Here is a 17,230-nt window from a genome sequence, read left to right on the forward strand (position 1 = left end):
TCACCTGGCGGGTGCCGTCGGGCCGCACGCGCAGCACCCGGTACTCGACCGGGCCGGGGGAGGCCGACGCCGTCCAGCGCACCTCGCGGGCGCCGCCGGGAGCCGGGGCGACGACGACGCCGGTGGCCGGCGCGACGCCCAGCGCGGCGAGCTGCGCCTGCGCGGCGGGGTGGTCGGCGACCGCGCGGAGGGCGGCGAGCAGCGCGACCTCGCGCTCGCGTCCGGACGCCGGCGCCGCGACCACGGCGGCGTCGGCAGCGGCCAGCGCGGCACGGGAGGCGGCGAGGAGCTCCGCGGCGTCCTCGCCGGCCGGGCCGGGCACGTCCGCGGCCTCGGCGGCCAGCCGCTCGAGCGTGGCGGCGGCCGCGGCGTGCCGGCGCGCGGCCAGCAGCGGCGCGACCGTCCGCCACGACCCCTCCGCGCGGGCGGCGGCCTCGGCGGCCTCGTCCTGGACGGCGCGGATCGGCGGGTGCACGCCCCCGGCCGCGGCCAGCGCGGCGGCCGCGTGCCGGGCGGCGGCGCGCGGCCGCCCGGCACGCATCGCGGCGCGGGCGGCGGACACCTCGGCGGACCAGTCGGGCGTCCCGCCCGGGCGCACGGCGGGCGGGGGAGGGGACGGCGCGACCGGGGAGCCGGCCTCGCCGGCCAGCGCGGCGACCACGGCGGAGGCCCGCTGCGGGTCCAGACCGGCCGCCATCGCCTCCTGCACGAGGACGTCCGCGTCGGCGGGGGTGAGCCGGTCCTCGACGAGCACGGCGGCGGCGACCCGCGGGCGCAGGGCCTCGCGGACGTCGTCGGCCAGCGCGTCGAGGTACGCGCCCGGGTCGCCGTCGACCAGGAGCGCGCCGACGGCGGCCAGCAGGTCGTCGACCAGGGCCCGCCGCCGGTCGGGTCGGCGCTGGCGGTTGAGGACCAGCAGCGCGTCGCGGCGGCGTCGCACGGTGTCGCGGTCCGCCGTCGGTGGGAGCTCGAGGAACGCGTGCAGGCTCGGCACGCGGGCGCCCTCGATCCGGCCGAGCTCCTCCAGGCCGCCGCGGACCTGCCGCAGGACGGCGTCGCCGGTGCCCGGTCCGGAGCCGAGCTGCCGGTGCCGCCGGAGGCGCTCGGCGAAGGCGGCGTCGTCGATGCCCGCGGCGGCGGCCAGCCCGCGCAGGCCCTCGACCTTGTCGGCCGGCACCCCGCCGAAGCGCTCGGCCAGCCGCTCCAGGGCGGCGTCGAGCTCGGCGTACCGGGCGGCCTCCCGCCGGCTGCGCTCGGCACGGGTCTGCTCGGCCAGCCGGGCGCGGCCGTCGGCGGTGCGCAGCTGGGCGGCCAGCGCGTCGTGCGTCTGCAGCAGCGCCGTCACCAGCCCCCGGTACTTGGGGTGGTCGCGCTGCTTCTGCCAGAAGCCCCACACGTCGTCGACCCGGCGGGCCACCTCGTCGTCGGGGAGGGGCACGTCCAGCGGGAGGTCGTAGACCTCGAAGGGATCGGAGGCGTCGGGGCCGCCGCGGGCCTCGATCGCGGCGAGGACCCGCTTGCGGTAGGCGTTGCCGTCGAAGGGAGGCAGCACGGGAGGCAGCACGCGCTCAGTCCTGCCGGCGGCGGATCCGGCCCACCTGTGCGCGCTCGCGGGCGACGTCGGCCTGGCTGAGCGCCGCTCCGGTCTCGACGCGCACGGTGAGCGGCCGGTCGGCGAGCCCCTCGTGCAGCGCGGTGAGCTCGAGGATGCCGTCGAAGCCCATGCGCAGCACGACCTGGATCTCGGTGCCGGCCGGGTGACCGGGCGGGATGTCCTCGATGGAGGCCTCGGCGAGCAGCTTGGCGTCCTCGGGCCGGGTGGACTCCGTGCCGCCGCCCTGCTCGACGACGCGGATGGTCACCCGCCGCTGGTCGTCGTGCACGGTGCCGAAGGAGCGGCGCACGGCCACCGGCAGCCGGTCGTTGCGGTGCACGAGGAAGACCGTCGCCGGCTCGCCGAACCGGTCGAGCGCCAGGACGCCGAAGCCGCGGGAGACGGTGTTGAGGACCTCGATCTCCACCGTCCGCCGCACCTGCGCGGCCGAGAGCCCGAAGGCGTCGCCCAGGCGGGCGCAGGCGGCGTTGACGTCGGCGGGGGCGGCGTACTCCAGCGGCATGCCGGAGCGCAGCTGTCCGCGGGTGACCAGGTCGGCGGTGAGCAGGCGCTCCAGCTGCTTCTTGCGCCCGTACACCGCGGCGCCCTTGGCGACGGCGAGGTCGGGGTCGTGCACCTCGGCGCGCACGCCCAGCTCGGCGGTGAGCCGCTGCGCGACGGCGGGCATCCGGGTCGAGCCGCCGACCAGCAGCACCCGGTCGATGCGGTCGACGCCGCGGGCGCGGGCCGCGGCCACCGCCGCGCGGGTCAGCGCCATCGTGCGGTCGACCAGGCCCGCGGTGAGCCGCTCGAACTCCGCGCGGGTCACCGGCACGTCGACCCGGCGGCCGTCGTGCTCGACCGGCACGACGACGGAGTCGCGGACGCTCAGCTCGCGCTTGGCCCGCTCGGCGGCGAGCACCAGGGCCTGGCCGCCGGCGCCGTCGTCGAGGGGGTCCTCGGCGTCGGGGTGCGCGGCGAGGAAGGCGCGGGAGAGGTGGACGGCGAGCCTCTCGTCCCAGTCGGCGCCGCCGAGCTCGTGGTCGCCGTCGGTGGCGACCACGGCCAGCCGCCGGTCGGCCAGCTCCACGACCGCGACGTCGACGGTGCCGCCGCCGAGGTCGTAGACGAGCGCGACCTCCTCGAGGTGGTCCGACGGGCCGCCGCCGTCGAGGCGGGCGAAGCCGTAGGACAGCGCGGCCGCCGTCGGCTCGTTGATGACGTCGAGGACGGTCAGGCCGGCGTACTCGCCGGCCAGCCGGGTGGCCCGCCGCTCCTCGTCGCCGAAGTAGGCGGGCACGGTGATGACGACGTCGCGCACCGGGCCGGCGGTGGAGAAGGAGGTCTCGCTGACCAGCGCGCTGAGGACCAGGCTGCTCACCGCTGGCGCCGACCAGGACCGGCCGTGGCTGACGAACCGCCAGGTGCTGTCGCCCATGCGCCGCTTGACCAGCGTGCAGACGTCGTCGGGCCGGGCGCGGGCCAGGACGCGGGCGCGCTCGCCGGTGACGTAGTCGTCGGGGCCGACGAAGAGCACCACGCTGGGCAGCGTGGGCGCGCCGTCGAGGAGGGGGACGACGCGGGCGGTGCCGTCGTCGTCGACCTGCGCCAGGCAGCTGTAGGTGGTGCCGAGGTCGATCCCGTGGACGGTGGGGGAGGGCGAGGGGGCACCGGCCGGCATGGGCCGGAGGGTAGCGGCGCCCCCTAGTCTCGGGGTGACGTGTCCGCCGCTCAGAGCGCAGGTCCGCCCCCGCGGGGAACCTGCCGGGAGGCCCTCCTTGGTCGACTACACGAAGCGCCAGAAGTCCCCGCCGCCGCAGCCGGAGACCCCACCGGCGCCGCCGCAGCCGCCGCCGCACCAGCCCCCGCCGCCACACCAGGGGCCGCCGCACCAGCCGCCCCCGACGCAGCCGTACGGGCAGCCCCCGTACCCGCCGCCGTACCCGCCGCCGGGCCAGCCGTACGGACAGCCTCCGTACCCGCCGCCGGGCCAGCCGTACGGGCAGCCTCCGTACCCGCCGCCGGGCCAGCCGTACGGCCAGCCGCCCCCGCCGCCGCAGCAGGACCCGTACGGGCAGCAGCAGTACGGGCAGCAGCAGTACGGGCAGCAGCCGCCGGCCCAGCCGGGCGGCGCGAACACGGGCAAGGTGTCGCTGACGAAGGCGGCGCCGTCGGTCTCGCTGACCAAGACGGCCGGCACCTCCGGCGTCCTGCGGGTCAACCTCAACTGGAACTCGAGGCCCGGCGGGGGCGGGGGCGGTGGCTTCCTCAAGCGGCTCGCCTCGGCCGCCGGCTCCGGGGCGATCGACCTGGACCTGGGCTGCCTCTACGAGTACGCCGACGGGTCCAAGGGCGTCATCCAGGCCCTGGGCAACGCCTTCCGCGGGCAGCACACCCTGGGCAACGGCCAGTCGATCGTCTGGCTGGACGGGGACGACCGGTCCGGTTCCAACAGCGGTGGCGAGAACCTGATGGTCGACCTGCAGCACACCGCGCTGATCCGCCGGGTCCTCGTGTTCGCGCTCATCTACGAGGGCGTGCCGAACTGGGGTCAGGCCGACGCCGTCGTCACGATGTTCCCGGCGAACGGGCCGCAGATCGAGGTGCGCCTCGACGAGCACGACCCCCGCGCCCGGATCTGCGCGATCGCGATGATCGAGAACCAGGGCGGCCAGCTCGTCGTCAACCGCGAGGTGCGCTACGTGCACGGCGGGCAGGACGTCCTGGACCGCCAGTACGGCTGGGGCATGGACTGGACGCCCGGCCGCAAGTGAGCCGCTGAGCCGGCGCGCCCGGGGCTCACCAGCCCCGGGCGCGCCACTCCGGCAGCGACGGGCGCTCGGCCCCCAGCGTCGTGTCCCTGCCGTGCCCCGGGTACACCCACGTCTCGTCGGGGAGGACGGCGAACAGCCGCTGCTCGACGTCGCCGAGGAGGCTGGCGAACCGCTCCGGGTCCTGCTGGGTGTTGCCCACGCCGCCGGGGAAGAGGCTGTCGCCGGTGAAGACGTGGGTGCCGGAGTCGCCCTCCCCGCGCCACACCAGCGCGATGCTGCCCGGCGTGTGCCCGCGCAGGTGCACCACCTCGAGCGCCTGCTCGCCGACGGCGACCGTGTCGCCGTGCGCCACGGTCCGGTCCACCGGGACGGGCAGGTCGCCGGCGTCGGCGGCGTGCGCCACCGTCCGCGCCCCGGTCGCCGCGACGACGTCGGGCAGCGCGCGGTGGTGGTCCCAGTGCCCGTGCGTGGTGACGACGGTGCGCAGGTCGGCGTCGCCGATCAGGGTCCGCAGGGTCCCGGGCTCCGCGGCGGCGTCGACGAGCAGCGCCTGCCCGGTGGCGGTGCAGCGCAGCAGGTAGGCGTTGTTGGCCATCTCGCTGACCGCGACCTTGCTGATGGTCAGGCCGGGCAGCTCCCGCACGTCGGCCGGGCCGCCCACCTCGACGTCGCCGGTGTAGCTCATCGGGCCTCCGTTCGAGAAGTGTCGGCGACCGCGGATACGGTCGCCCCATGGACGCTAGCGGAGCTCCGGGCGGCGCCCGGCTCGTCGGCCTGCCCGCCTCCGTCATCGCCGCGGGCGTGCGCTCCGGGCAGCTGTCCGCCGTCGACGTGGTGCGCGCCCACCTCGTCCACCTCGCCGACGCCGAGCCCCGGATCGGCGCGTTCCGCGTGGTCCGCGCGGAGGCGGCGCTCGCCGAGGCGGTCGCGGTCGACGCCCACCCGCGCCGGGGCACGCTGCCCCTGGCCGGCGTCCCGGTCGCGGTGAAGGACAACGTCGCGGTGGCCGGCGAGGTGGCCACCGACGGCTGCGCCGCCACCTCCGCCGGCCCGGCCGCCGCCGACCACGAGGTCGTCGCCCGGCTGCGCGCCGCGGGCGCCGTCGTCGTCGGGATCACCCGCGTCCCCGAGCTGTGCCTCTACGCCGCCACCGACGGCCCGGGCACGGTCACCCGCAACCCGTGGGACACCGCCCGCTCGCCGGCCGGCAGCTCCGGGGCGCCGCCGCCGCGGTCGCCGCGGGCGTCGTCCCGCTGGCGCACGGCAACGACGGCATGGGCTCGCTGCGGCTGCCCGCCGCGGCGTGCGGCCTGGTGACGCTCAAGCCCGGCCGTGGCGTGCTGCCCGGCGGGATCGGCGCCGACGACTGGTCGGGCATGGCCGTCAACGGGGTCCTCGCCACCACGGTCGACGACGTCGCGCTGGGCACGGCCGTCCTGGCGGGGGAGACCTCGGCGCTCGACTGGACGGGGCCGTCCGACCCGGGCCGGCCGCTGCGGATCGCCGTCGCGCGGCGCTCCCCGGTGCCCGGCGCACGCCCCGACGGGCCCGCGCGGGCGGCGGTCGAGCGGACGGCCCGGCTGCTGCGCGGCGCCGGCCACGTCGTCGTCGAGAAGGACCCGGTGATCCCGCCCGGGGCCGCGCTGGGCGGCATCGCCCGCTGGCTGGCCGGCGCAGAGGACGACGCCGCCTTCCTCGGCCTCGACCGCGCGGCCCTGCAGCCGCGCAGCCGCACGCACGCCCGGCTGGGCCGGCTGGTGCGGCGGGCCGGGCTGGTGCGGCCGCGGACGGCCGAGCGGTTCCGCGAGCGGACGGCGGCGTTCTTCGCCGACGACGACCTCGACGTGCTGCTGACGCCGATCACCAACGGCCCGCCGCTGCCGGCGCGGCCCTGGCACGAGCGCGGGTTCCTGGCCAACGTCACGGCCAACTCCCGCTGGGCGCCGTGGGCCGCGCCGTGGAACCTGGCCGGTGTCCCGGCGGTCGTGCTGCCTGCGGGGACGCGCCCCGAGGGGCACCCGCTGGCGGTCCAGCTCGTGGGCCCCCCGGGCAGCGAGACGCGACTACTCTGGCTGGCCGGAGAGCTGGAACGCCGCGCGCCCTGGCGCCGTCACGCGCCGGTCTTCGACCCCGCCGGAGTGCCGTCCCCGGCTCCCGTCTGAGCACCCGCACCAGGCGGCAACGTCGTCGTCGTCACGGATTGCGCGCGGGCCGTGACGGCGTTGCCCGTATCGACATCTCGACACCACCACCGTGGGCCCCGGCACGACCGGCCGGCCCGGCTGACCGACAGGGATCACATTGGACCGTCTCGTCGTCCGCGGCGCCCGTGAGCACAACCTCAAGGACGTCCACATCGACCTGCCCCGCGACGCCCTGATCGTCTTCACGGGACTGTCGGGCTCGGGCAAGTCGAGCCTGGCGTTCGACACGATCTTCGCCGAGGGCCAGCGGCGCTACGTCGAGTCGCTGTCGGCCTACGCCCGGCAGTTCCTCGGGCAGATGGACAAGCCCGACGTCGACTTCATCGAGGGCCTGTCGCCCGCGGTGTCGATCGACCAGAAGTCGACCAACCGCAACCCGCGCTCGACCGTCGGCACGATCACCGAGGTCTACGACTACCTCCGGCTGCTCTACGCCCGCGCGGGTCAGCCGCACTGCCCCAACTGCGGCAAGCCGATCTCCCGGCAGACGCCGCAGCAGATCGTCGACCAGGTGCTGACGATGGAGGAGGGCACCCGGTTCCAGGTGCTCGCCCCGGTCGTGCGGGCGCGCAAGGGCGAGTACGTCGACCTGTTCAGCTCGCTGCAGACCCAGGGCTTCTCGCGCGTCCGGGTCGACGGCACGGTGCACCCGCTCACCGAGCCGCCGAAGCTCAAGAAGCAGGAGAAGCACACGATCGAGGTCATCGTCGACCGGCTGACGGTGAAGGAGAGCGCCAAGCGCCGCCTCACCGACTCCGTCGAGACGGCGCTCGGCCTCGCCGGCGGCCTCGTCGTCCTCGACTTCGTCGACCTGCCCGAGGACGACCCCGAGCGCGAGCGGACCTTCTCCGAGCACCTCGCCTGCGTCGACGACGGCCTGTCGTTCGAGGCGCTCGAGCCGCGCAGCTTCTCGTTCAACTCGCCGTTCGGCGCGTGCCCCGAGTGCACCGGCATCGGCACCCGCAAGGAGGTCGACCCCGACCTCGTCGTGCCCGACCCGGAAAAGAGCCTGGCCGACGGCGCGATCGCCCCGTGGGCCGGCTCGATGAGCAACGAGTACTTCCAGCGGCTGCTCTCCGGCCTGGCCGACCAGCTCGGCTTCTCCATGGACACCGCGTGGGAGAAGCTCCCGGCGAAGGTGCAGAAGGCCGTGCTGCACGGCTCGCCCGACCAGGTGCACGTCCGCTACAAGAACCGCTACGGCCGCGAGCGCAGCTACTACGCCGCCTTCGAGGGCGTGCTGCCCTTCCTCGAGCGCCGCCACGAGGACACCGACAGCGACTACATGCGGGACAAGTACGAGGGCTACATGCGTGACGTGCCCTGTCCCGTCTGCCACGGCACCCGGCTCAAGCCGGAGATCCTCGCGGTCAAGCTCAACAGCCGCTCGATCGCCGAGGTCACCGGCCTGTCGATCGGCGAGGCCGCCGACTGGCTGGGGTCGCTGGAGCTGGGCGACCGCGAGCGGGCGATCGCGGACCGGGTGCTCAAGGAGATCCAGGCCCGGCTGTCCTTCCTGGTCGACGTCGGCCTGGACTACCTGTCCCTCGACCGCCCGGCGGCGACGCTGGCCGGTGGCGAGGCGCAGCGCATCCGGCTGGCCACGCAGATCGGCTCCGGGCTGGTGGGCGTCCTGTACGTCCTCGACGAGCCCTCGATCGGGCTCCACCAGCGGGACAACACCCGGCTGATCGAGACGCTGGTCCGGCTGCGCGACATGGGCAACACGCTCATCGTCGTCGAGCACGACGAGGACACGATCAAGACCGCCGACTGGGTGGTCGACATCGGCCCCGGCGCCGGCGAGCACGGCGGCGAGGTGATCGTCAGCGGCACGGTCGAGGACCTGCTGGCCAGCGAGCGGTCGCTGACCGGGCAGTACCTGTCCGGCCGGATGGAGATCACCGTACCGAAGGTGCGGCGGCAGCCGCAGCCGGGCCGCGAGCTGGTGGTCAAGGGCGCTCGTGAGCACAACCTCAAGGGCGTCGACGTGACCTTCCCGCTGGGTCTGCTCGTCGGCGTCACCGGGGTCTCCGGGTCCGGCAAGTCCAGCCTGGTCAACGACATCCTCTACACGGTGCTGGCCAACCAGCTGAACCGTGCGCGGATGGTCCCGGGCCGGCACCGGACGGTCACCGGGCTCGAGCACCTGGACAAGGTCGTGCACGTCGACCAGTCGCCTATCGGGCGGACGCCGCGGTCCAACCCGGCCACCTACACCGGCGTGTGGGACCAGGTCCGCAAGCTGTTCGCGCAGACGTCGGAGGCGAAGATCCGCGGCTACCAGCCGGGGCGGTTCTCCTTCAACGTCAAGGGCGGCCGCTGCGAGGCGTGCTCCGGCGACGGCACGCTGAAGATCGAGATGAACTTCCTGCCGGACGTCTACGTCCCGTGCGAGGTGTGCAAGGGCGCCCGGTTCAACCGGGAGACGCTCGAGGTGCACTACAAGGGCAAGACGGTGGCCCAGGTCCTCGACATGCCGATCGAGGAGGCCGCGGACTTCTTCGCCGCGATCCCCGGGATCGCCCGGTACCTGCGCACGCTGACCGACGTCGGCCTGGGCTACGTGCGGCTGGGCCAGCCGGCGACGACGCTGTCGGGCGGTGAGGCGCAGCGGGTGAAGCTGGCCAGTGAGCTGCAGAAGCGGTCCAACGGCCGCAGCGTGTACGTCCTCGACGAGCCGACCACCGGCCTGCACTTCGAGGACATCCGCAAGCTGCTGCTCGTGCTGCAGGGGCTGGTCGACAAGGGCAACTCGGTGATCGTCATCGAGCACAACCTCGACGTCATCAAGAGCGCCGACTGGCTTATCGACATGGGTCCCGAGGGCGGGTTCCGGGGCGGCACGGTCGTCGCCGAGGGGCCGCCGGAGTTCGTCGCGTCGGTCCCGGAGTCGCACACCGGCCGGTACCTGGTTCCACTGCTCGACCCGAAGGCGATCGAGGCGGCGGCTGCAGAGCCGAAGAAGCGGGCGACGCGCAAGCGCGCCAGCTGACCGGAGCGGAACGGGTGCGCGTCGGCGAGGCGGTGCCGGCCGACGCGCACCCGGAGCTCTCCGACCGGGACGGCGCCGCCTGGCTGCCGATCGGCCGCGCCGCCGCTGCGGGACGGTGGGCGGAGCTGATGCCCGGTCGCGGTGCCGAGGGTGCCCGGTGCGAGCACGGCCCATGCGGGCCGCCACCCAGCCACCCTGCGAGGTGCCGAGGACGAGGGCCTCGCGGATGCCGAGCGGCTCGAGGACCTGCAGGTCCGCGACGGCCGAGTCCCAGTAGGTGAACCGCCCGTACCCGGCGCGGGTCTCGCCGTGCCCGTAGGGCTCGAGGGCCAGCAGGTTGGCGGTGGCGGCGAGGTCCTCGTCGGCGAACTGCGGCCGGTGGAGGTCGGCGGACGTGCTGAAGGAGTCGACCATGACCAGGGTGGGGAGCGCGGCGTCGTAGGGCCTGCCGAAGCGGTAGCCGATGGTCGAGGTGCCGAGGTGGGGCACCGTGGTCGTCTCTGTCTCGCCCATGGTCGCTCCGGGTCCGCTGCCGGCCGGGTACGCCGTGGCGGTGCGCCCGCGATCGTGGCCGTGCGCCCGGACCGATCGACGTCCCCGGGTCCCGGGCCGGTGGAGGAACGGCACGGCTGGTTGGCGGATGGTGAGGCGGGGCACACTGGGGGGCGTGATTACTGACCGAACAGTCAGCGCGGTCGGCACCCTGCTCCTCTCCGGCCGGCCGCGCTCCCGCTGGCCCCGTCGCATGCACCCCGACGCCGTCGCCGACGCCCTGCACGCCGTCGAGGCGCACCGCAGCGCCGACGAGCTGACGGGCGAGCCCGAGGTGGCGCTGTGCGGCGTCATCGTCGCCGTCCTCGACGAGCCGTGGCCGGAGACGGACACGGGCGGCGAGTGCCCGAGGTGCCGCGCCCTCACGGGGTGAAGCGGTGGCCATCCCCGGCTCGGTGCGCAGGTACCGCGGGTGCGCCGGGTCCGGCTCGAGCTCTGCGGCGCAGCTGGTCGAGGTGGACACGCAGGTGGTGGGTCTCGCGCTCGGAGGCCGGCCCCACGCCGACTGCGGCAGCTGCCGCTGGCCGACCAGCCGGCCGGGGGAGCGCGCCAGCTCGGCGAGCAGCGCCCACTTGGGTGGCACCAGCCGCACGGGGACGCCGTCGACGGTGACCTGGCGGGCGGCGAGGTCCACGGTGGAGGAGCCGGTCACGACCACCGGCTCGCCGGTCCGCCCGGCTTCCGGCGCAGCAGCGCCCGCAGCTCGCCCATGTCGAACGGCTCGGTCGCGTGGTCGTCGGCGCCGGCTCCGAGCGCGCCGACCTCGTCCGAGCTGTCGGTGCGCGCCGTGAGCACGGCGTCCATGATCACCCCTGATCGGGGCGGGGCGGCGGCCCGTCGCGCCAGGATCGCGTCACGACCCTGCGATGCTCCCGTCGTGAGCCGGGCCAGCGAGGACTCCAACCGGCGCATGCTGCGGGCCCGCGACGAGATGGACCGCTCCTACGCCGAGCCGCTCGACGTGCCGGCGCTGGCGCGCGTCGCGCACGTGTCCGAGGCCCACTTCATCCGCACCTTCCGGGCCACCTTCGGCGAGACGCCGCACCGTTACCTGCAGCGCCGCCGCGTCGAGCGGGCGATGTTCCTGCTGCGCAGCACCGACCGCACGGTCACCGACGTGTGCATGGCCGTCGGCTTCTCCAGCCTCGGCACGTTCAGCCGCGTGTTCGCCGACGTCGTGGGGGAGCCGCCGAGCGTCTACCGGAGGCGCGGCCCGCTCGCGCCCGTGCCCAGCTGCTTCGGCATGCGCTGGCTGCGCCCCAGCGAGAAGACAGCAGTTCCGGAGAAGCCCGGCGACGACGCCGCCTCCTAGCGTTCTCCGCATGTTGACCTCGATCTCGATCACCTCCCTCTACGTGCTGGACCAGGACCAGGCGCTGGACTTCTACGTCGGCAAGCTGGGCTTCGAGGTCCAGACCGACCAGCAGTTCGGGCCGATGCGCTTCCTGACCGTCGCCCTGCCCTCGGACCCCGGCCACGCCGTTCTCCTCGAGCGGCCCGCGCCGCCGTCGGTGGGCCCGGAGGTCGCCGACCAGGTGCGCGACCTGGTCACCAAGGGCGCCGGCGGCGGGCACCTGTTCCTCACCACCGACGACGCGCACAAGACGCACGCGGAGCTCAAGGAGAAGGGCGTCGACCTGCCCGAGGAGCCGGTCGTGCAGCCCTACGGCATCGACTTCGGCCTCCGCGACCCGTTCGGCAACTCCGTCCGCATCGCGCAGATGACCCCGCCGCCGGCCTGACGGTGCCTCCCGGCCGGGCCCGGCAGGACCGCGTCGAGGTCCGCGGGCCCGGCCGTCGAGGAGCCGTCGAGACGCCCGGTCCCACGCCGGTGCGCTCCTGACGTCGCCGCCCGGCTGGTGTACCCGGTGACGGGCCCGGACCCCGACGGCTCGCCGGCGCACGCCGCGATCCGGGTCCGGCGCGTGGCCGGGGCCCGCGGGGTGGACCCGGACGCGGTGCGGGCCCTGGTCGACGACGCCACCTCCGGCCGCGACCTGGGCTCCATCGGGGCCCCGCACGTGCGGGTGCCCGGCCTCGACCTCGCGCTGGACCGCGGGTTCGGCCGGGTCTAGCGTCGGGTGTGACCACCGTCACGGTCGAGGGGAGGCCCGCGGGTGCCGCTCAGCCGCAGGTCGTTCCTCGCCGGGGCGCTGGCCGCGCCGGCGCTGGCGACCGCTGCAGGGGCCCTGGCCGGGTGTGCCGGGACGGTCGTGCAGCCGGGCGACCTCTCGCGCCTGCGGCTCATGGCCCCGGCCAGCCCCGGCGGCGGCTGGGACACCACCGCCCGCGTCTTCCAGCGCGTCGTCCAGACCAGCGGCCTGGCCCGCAACGTGCAGGTGTTCAACGTCGAGGGCGCCGGCGGCACCATCGGCCTGGGCCAGCTCGCCCGGGAGACCGACGACGCGCTGCTCATGATGATGGGCCTGGTCATGGTGGGCGCCGTCGACACCAACGACTCGGCCACCCGGCTCTCCGACGTCACCCCGATCGCCCGGCTGATCGGCGAGACCGAGCTCATCGTGGCCCCGGCCGACGCGCCGTACTCCGACATCGCGGGCTTCGTCGAGGTCTGGGCCGCCGATCCGGCGGGCACCCCGATCGCGGGCGGGTCGGCCGGCGGCACCGACCAGATCCTCGCCGGGCTGCTGGCCCAGGCCGCCGGCATCGACCCCGGGGAGGTCAACTACATCGCCTACTCCGGCGGCGGGGAGTCGCTCGCGGCCCTGCTCGGCAACCAGGTCGCCGCCGGGATCTCCGGCACCGCCGACTACGGCGAGCAGGTGCGCACCGGCGACCTCGTCGGCCTGGCCGTCTCGACGGCGGAGCGCTCCGACCAGGTGCCCGACGTCCCGACGCTGATCGAGTCCGGGTTCGACGTCGAGGTGGACAACTGGCGCGGCCTGATGGCGCGGCCGGGCATGTCCGACCAGGCGCGCGAGGACCTCACCGCGCTCGTCGTCGACGTGCACGACAGCGACGAGTGGGCGGAGGCGGTGGAGGCCAACGGCTGGTCGGACCTGCTGCTGGCCGGTGAGGAGTACGGCGAGTTCCTCGTCGAGGAGGAGCAGCGGGTCCTGGCGATCCTGCGCGAGATCGGGCTGGTGCAGTGAGCGGCGGGTCGCCCGACCCCGACGTCTCCACGCGGGACGCCACCGGGTCGCACGCCGCGGCCGGTCCCCGCCCGCCCGCGCCGCCGCGCACCGGCGTCAGCCGCGGCGAGCTCGCGATGGTCGTGCTGCTCGGCGCGCTGGGCCTCTACCTGCTGCTCGACGCCGCCAACATCGCCGTCCCGGGCTCGGCGAACACCATCGGCCCGCGCTTCTTCCCGTACCTCATCGGCGGCGTCGTGGTGGCCACCGCGCTGGCGCTCGGCTTCCGCGTGCTCCGGGGCGACCGCGGGCCCGCCGACGAGAGCGAGGACGTCGACCCCGACGCCCCGACGTCGTGGGCCGCCGTCGGGATCATCGCGGTCGCCTTCCTCGGCCACGCGCTGCTGATCAACGTCGTCGGCTGGCCGCTCGCGGTGACGCTGATGTTCGCGCTGGTCGCCTGGGCCCTCGGCGCCCGCGGGGTGGTGCGCCCGCTGCTGGCCGGCGGCGTGCTGTCGGTGGTCGTGTGGATCGTGTTCGTCAAGGGCCTCGGCGTCGCCCTGCCCGGCGGCGTCCTCCTCGAGCTCGCCACGAGCTGGTTCTGATGGGCGCGCTGTCGGACCTCCTCGGCGGCTTCGCCGACGCGCTCACCCCGGTCAACCTGCTGTTCGCGCTGCTCGGCGTGCTGCTGGGCACCGCCGTCGGCGTGCTGCCCGGCATCGGCCCGGCGATGACCGTCGCGCTGCTGCTGCCGGTCACGTACGCCCTGGAGCCGACGACGGCGTTCATCATGTTCGCCGGCATCTACTACGGCGGCATGTACGGCGGCTCGACGACGTCGATCCTGCTCAACACGCCCGGCGAGTCCAGCTCGATCATGACCGCGCTCGAGGGCAACCAGATGGCCAAGGCCGGCCGCGGCGCCGCCGCGCTGGCCACCGCGGCGATCGGCTCCTTCGTCGCCGGCACGATCGCCACGCTGCTGCTCGCGCTGGTCGCGCCGACCGTCGTCGACCTGGCGATCGGGATCACGCCCGCCGACTACTTCGCCCTCGCCGTCCTGGCGTTCGTCGCCGTCGCCACCGTGCTCGGCGCCTCGCCGCTGCGCGGGCTGGCCTCCCTCGGCGTCGGCCTGTACCTCGGGCTGGTCGGCACCGACGTGCTCACCGGGCAGGAGCGGTTCACCCTCGGCATCCCGCAGCTGTCCGACGGGATCGACGTCGTCGTGGTGGCCGTGGCGCTGTTCGCGGTGGGGGAGGCGCTGTACGTGGCCTCCCGGCTGCGGCGCGGGCCGGTGCAGGTGATGGCGGCGTCGGGGCCCTGGTTCACCCGGCGGGACCTGCGCCGCTCGGTCGGCCCCTGGCTGCGCGGGACGGCGCTGGGCTTCCCGCTCGGCGCGCTGCCGGCGGGCGGCGCCGAGATCCCCACGTTCCTGTCCTACGCGGCGGAGCGGAAGCTCACCAAGCACCCGGAGGAGTTCGGCCGGGGCGCCATCGAGGGCGTCGCCGGGCCGGAGGCGGCCAACAACGCCGCGGCCGCCGGCGTGCTCGTCCCGCTGCTCACCCTCGGCCTGCCCACCTCGGCCACCGCGGCGATCATCCTCGCGGCGTTCCAGGGCTACGGCATCCAGCCCGGCCCGACGCTGCTGTCCACCGAGTCCTCGCTGGTCTGGACGCTCATCGCCGCGCTGCTCATCGGCAACCTCATGCTGCTGGTGCTCAACCTGCCGCTGGCGCGGGTGTGGGTGCAGCTGCTGCGGGTGCCGCGGCCCTACCTCTACGCCGGGATCCTGCTGTTCGCCTCGCTCGGCTGCTACGCGGTCAACGCCGACCCCCTGGACCTGCTCCTCCTGCTGGTCATCGGCCTGCTCGGGTTCGCGATGCGCCGCTACGGCTGGCCGGTGGCGCCGGCCGTCATCGGGCTGATCCTCGGCCCGGTCGCCGAGACCAACCTGCGGCGGGCCCTGGCGATCAGCAGCGGCGACCTCGGCGTGCTGGTCGACACCTGGTTCAGCCGCGTCGTGCTCGCGCTGGCGCTGCTCGCCCTGGTGCTGCCCGTCGTGCTCCGCGCGGTGCGCGGGCGGCGGTCGACGCCGCAGGAGCTGCAGGCGGGCGAGGGGCTCAGGCACCCGGAGCACGGGCACCGCGAGACGGTCGGTGCCCCGCCCGGGGACGAGGAGGAGCGGTGAGCCGGCAGCCGGTGGTCGTCGTCGGGCACGTGCCCACCCCGCGCGGGCGCGCCGCCCTCGAGCACGGCGTGGCCGAGGCGCACCGCCGCGGCGCCCGGCTGGTGGTGGTCAACAGCAGCCGGGGTGACGCGCTGGTCGACGAGGAGTACCTGCAGGGCGACCCGCTGCGCCGGCTGGAGGACGAGCTCACCGTGTCCGGGCTGCCCTTCGAGCTTCGCCGCCCGATCGGCCGCGACGTCGCCGAGGAGCTCGCGGACGCCGTCTCCGAGACCGGTGCCGAGCTGCTCGTCATCGGCCTGCGCCGGCGGTCCGCGGTGGGGAAGCTGCTCATGGGCAGCGCCGCGCAGCGGATCCTGCTGACCGTCGAGTGCCCGATCCTCACGGTGAAGGGGCCGCCCCGCCCTCCGTGAGCGGCCCACTTGAGTCCGGGGCGTCACTGCGCTTATCGTCTCTGTGACGGACGTCACGCCGTCGGTTCGGCGTGGCCGGGTCCTCGATGGAGGAGACGCCCATGAGCGCGCTCACGCCCGACTGCGATCCCGACCTGTCCAACTGCGGATCACCGGTGACCGGCCCGCGGATCCGGTCGACCGTGGTCCTGGCCGCGCTCGTCACGGTGGCCGCCCTCACCACCACCGGTGAGCTCGCCGTCCCCGGTGCCGTGGCGTTCCTGGCCGGCGGGGTCGGGCTGGTCGCCGCGCTCGTGCTGGGCGCCCGCACCGTCCGCCTGGGGCAGCGCGCCGTCGCCGCGGTGCACCTGCCCGCCCTGCACCGCTCGCACCCGGTGGGCTGACCCCGCGCCGCGGCCGTCCGGCTGCGGGAGCGGGTGCAGGACGGCAGGCTGACCTCCGACGACGACGTCCCAGGAGGCCAGCCCCATGACCGACCCCACGTTCACCACCGCGTCCCACGGTGCCCGCCTGGCCGAGCGCCGCTGGGCCCCGGACGGGGAGGTGCGCGCGACCGTCCAGGTGGTGCACGGGCTGTCCGAGCACGCCGGCCGCTACGGGCGGCTGGCCGCGGCCCTGACCGCCCGCGGGTTCGCGGTGGCCGCGCTCGACCAGCGCGGGCACGGGCTGACCGCGGAGTCCACGGGCGCCGGCCGATTCGGCGACGGCGCGGGCAGCGACGACGTCCTCGACGACGTCCGCGACCTCGGGCGGCGGCTGGCCGACGAGCACCCCGGCGTCCCGCGGTTCCTGCTCGGCCACTCCCTGGGCTCGGCGGTGGCCCTGGCCTCGGCCGAGCGCGACGGCGCCGGCCTGGCCGGGCTGGTGCTCTCGGGGCCGATCGGCGTCGCCCCGCACATGGCCGCCGCGGTGCCGCAGCTGGAGGCCGCCGTCGCCGGCGGGATGGGCGACCAGCCGATGGACGCCCTCAGCACCTTCAACGCCCCCTTCGAGCCCGCCCGCACGCCGCACGACTGGCTCTCCCGAGACGAGGCCGAGGTCGACGACTACCTGGCCGACCCGCTGTGCGGCGACGACTTCCCGCCCACGTACGGCTACGCCGCCGGGATGTTCGCCCTCGTCGCGGGCTGCGCGACGCGCGAGGCCGTGGCGGACCTGCCCGCCGGGCTGCCGGTGCTGCTGCTGTCCGGGCAGCGCGACCCCGTGGGCGGCGAGGACGCCGCGCAGGTCACCGCGCTGGCCGGGCTGCTCCGCGAGCGCGGCCTGCCGGTCGAGCAGCACGTGTACCCCGACGCCCGGCACGAGGTCTTCAACGAGACCAACCGCGACGAGGTGACCGCCGACCTGCTGTCGTGGCTGGAGGCGCGCCTGACCTGAACCACACCGGTGGAGTTCCCCGGCGGACCGTCGGCGGTCCCACC

General features: G+C 75.5%; 15 protein-coding genes and 1 pseudogene. 13 read left to right on the forward strand and 3 right to left on the reverse strand.

What is annotated here, in order from left to right; all coding sequences use genetic code 11:
• Positions 1-1,568: 1,568 nt before the first annotated feature.
• Positions 1,569-3,275, reverse strand: a complete 1,707-nt coding sequence (locus JD79_RS14295; RefSeq protein WP_110006056.1) for an Hsp70 family protein — start codon at positions 3,273-3,275, stop codon at positions 1,569-1,571.
• Positions 3,276-3,372: 97 nt separating this feature from the next.
• On the opposite strand from JD79_RS14295, the gene JD79_RS14305 reads away from it, so the two are divergent.
• Complete coding sequence (locus JD79_RS14305; RefSeq protein WP_211307984.1) at positions 3,373-4,368, forward strand: TerD family protein; 996 nt, start codon at positions 3,373-3,375, stop codon at positions 4,366-4,368.
• Between the two features lie 25 nt (positions 4,369-4,393).
• Here JD79_RS14305 and JD79_RS14310 read toward each other — a convergent pair whose 3' ends face one another.
• On the reverse strand, positions 4,394-5,053 hold the full coding sequence (locus tag JD79_RS14310; protein WP_110006057.1) for an MBL fold metallo-hydrolase: 660 nt from the start codon (positions 5,051-5,053) through the stop codon (positions 4,394-4,396).
• 47 nt (positions 5,054-5,100) lie between these two features.
• Between JD79_RS14310 and JD79_RS14315 the strand changes: the two are divergent.
• From JD79_RS14315 to JD79_RS14330, 3 genes and pseudogenes are all read left to right on the forward strand, one after another.
• A pseudogene (locus tag JD79_RS14315) lies at positions 5,101-6,530 on the forward strand (amidase).
• 139 nt (positions 6,531-6,669) lie between these two features.
• Entirely contained in the window at positions 6,670-9,567 is a 2,898-nt protein-coding gene (uvrA, locus tag JD79_RS14320; RefSeq protein WP_110006058.1) for an excinuclease ABC subunit UvrA, read from the forward strand.
• A 667-nt stretch (positions 9,568-10,234) separates the two neighbouring features.
• A complete protein-coding gene (locus JD79_RS14330) occupies positions 10,235-10,492 on the forward strand; it encodes a hypothetical protein (protein ID WP_146220454.1) in 258 nt (85 codons plus the stop codon).
• A 275-nt stretch (positions 10,493-10,767) separates the two neighbouring features.
• On the opposite strand, the gene JD79_RS22700 is transcribed toward JD79_RS14330, so the two are convergent.
• Positions 10,768-10,923 carry a hypothetical protein gene (locus JD79_RS22700; RefSeq protein WP_170149209.1) on the reverse strand — a complete coding sequence of 52 codons (156 nt, stop codon included), beginning with the start codon at positions 10,921-10,923 and terminating at the stop codon, positions 10,768-10,770.
• A gap of 73 nt (positions 10,924-10,996) precedes the next feature.
• On the opposite strand from JD79_RS22700, the gene JD79_RS14335 reads away from it, so the two are divergent.
• From JD79_RS14335 to JD79_RS14375, 9 genes are all read left to right on the forward strand, one after another.
• A complete protein-coding gene (locus JD79_RS14335; protein WP_211307985.1) occupies positions 10,997-11,431 on the forward strand; it encodes a helix-turn-helix domain-containing protein in 435 nt (144 codons plus the stop codon).
• A gap of 10 nt (positions 11,432-11,441) precedes the next feature.
• Positions 11,442-11,861, forward strand: coding sequence for a VOC family protein (locus JD79_RS14340; protein ID WP_110006060.1), 420 nt, complete (start codon positions 11,442-11,444; stop codon positions 11,859-11,861).
• Between the two features lie 126 nt (positions 11,862-11,987).
• Positions 11,988-12,194, forward strand: coding sequence for a potassium-transporting ATPase subunit C (locus tag JD79_RS14345; RefSeq protein ID WP_245900101.1), 207 nt, complete (start codon positions 11,988-11,990; stop codon positions 12,192-12,194).
• Positions 12,195-12,236: 42 nt separating this feature from the next.
• Entirely contained in the window at positions 12,237-13,232 is a 996-nt protein-coding gene (locus JD79_RS14350; RefSeq protein ID WP_110006062.1) for a Bug family tripartite tricarboxylate transporter substrate binding protein, read from the forward strand.
• Positions 13,229-13,816 carry a tripartite tricarboxylate transporter TctB family protein gene (locus JD79_RS14355; protein ID WP_211307986.1) on the forward strand — a complete coding sequence of 196 codons (588 nt, stop codon included), beginning with the start codon at positions 13,229-13,231 and terminating at the stop codon, positions 13,814-13,816. Before JD79_RS14350 ends, JD79_RS14355 begins: the two co-directional genes overlap by 4 nt.
• On the forward strand, positions 13,816-15,399 hold the full coding sequence (locus JD79_RS14360; protein WP_110006063.1) for a tripartite tricarboxylate transporter permease: 1,584 nt from the start codon (positions 13,816-13,818) through the stop codon (positions 15,397-15,399). The genes JD79_RS14355 and JD79_RS14360 overlap by 1 nt, the downstream gene beginning before the upstream one ends.
• Positions 15,396-15,809 carry a universal stress protein gene (locus JD79_RS14365; protein WP_245900102.1) on the forward strand — a complete coding sequence of 138 codons (414 nt, stop codon included), beginning with the start codon at positions 15,396-15,398 and terminating at the stop codon, positions 15,807-15,809. Before JD79_RS14360 ends, JD79_RS14365 begins: the two co-directional genes overlap by 4 nt.
• Positions 15,810-15,910: 101 nt before the next feature.
• Entirely contained in the window at positions 15,911-16,192 is a 282-nt protein-coding gene (locus JD79_RS14370; protein WP_110006064.1) for a hypothetical protein, read from the forward strand.
• Positions 16,193-16,277: 85 nt separating this feature from the next.
• On the forward strand, positions 16,278-17,186 hold the full coding sequence (locus JD79_RS14375; protein ID WP_110006065.1) for an alpha/beta fold hydrolase: 909 nt from the start codon (positions 16,278-16,280) through the stop codon (positions 17,184-17,186).
• Positions 17,187-17,230: the final 44 nt, after the last annotated feature.

The sequence above is a fragment of the Geodermatophilus normandii genome (genome assembly GCF_003182485.1).
In the GTDB taxonomy this organism is placed as follows: domain Bacteria; phylum Actinomycetota; class Actinomycetes; order Mycobacteriales; family Geodermatophilaceae; genus Geodermatophilus; species Geodermatophilus normandii.

Coding starts and splice junctions, on each gene's coding strand:
- JD79_RS14370 (WP_110006064.1), top strand. CDS start 15,911: ATGAGCGCGCTCACGCCCGACTGCGATCCCGACCTGTCCAACTGCGGA.
- JD79_RS14295 (WP_110006056.1), bottom strand. CDS start 3,275: ATGCCGGCCGGTGCCCCCTCGCCCTCCCCCACCGTCCACGGGATCGAC.
- JD79_RS22700 (WP_170149209.1), bottom strand. CDS start 10,923: ATGGACGCCGTGCTCACGGCGCGCACCGACAGCTCGGACGAGGTCGGC.
- JD79_RS14340 (WP_110006060.1), top strand. CDS start 11,442: ATGTTGACCTCGATCTCGATCACCTCCCTCTACGTGCTGGACCAGGAC.
- JD79_RS14375 (WP_110006065.1), top strand. CDS start 16,278: ATGACCGACCCCACGTTCACCACCGCGTCCCACGGTGCCCGCCTGGCC.
- JD79_RS14360 (WP_110006063.1), top strand. CDS start 13,816: ATGGGCGCGCTGTCGGACCTCCTCGGCGGCTTCGCCGACGCGCTCACC.
- JD79_RS14310 (WP_110006057.1), bottom strand. CDS start 5,053: ATGAGCTACACCGGCGACGTCGAGGTGGGCGGCCCGGCCGACGTGCGG.